General features: G+C 66.4%; 1 protein-coding gene. It reads left to right on the top strand.

Features of this window, described 5'->3' with window-relative positions; translation table 11 throughout:
- Positions 1-229, top strand: a 229-nt coding sequence (locus SB719_RS23035; protein ID WP_412160172.1) for a cobalamin B12-binding domain-containing protein, incomplete at both ends; no start/stop codon positions are given.

Below are 229 nucleotides of genomic sequence, written 5' to 3'. Positions count from 1 at the left end.
CTACCAGGGCGGCCATGTCGAGTACTTCAAGTACATGGTCGACATGCTGAAAGAACGCGGCGCCGGCCACATCCGCGTGTTCGGCGGCGGTGGCGGCACGATCACGCCCGAGGAAATCCGCGAGCTGCAGGGCTACGGCGTCGAGCGCATCTACCACCCGAACGACGGCATGAAGATGGGGCTGGTCGAGATGATCGAGGACGTCGTCCGCCGCGCCAGCGAGGCGCGC

The organism is Pantoea sp. SIMBA_079, from assembly GCF_046940275.1.
Classification (GTDB): Bacteria; Pseudomonadota; Gammaproteobacteria; order Enterobacterales; family Enterobacteriaceae; genus Pantoea; species Pantoea borealis.
Note: the sequence above shows the minus strand (reverse complement) of the source record. Positions and strands in the feature narration are given on the sequence as shown.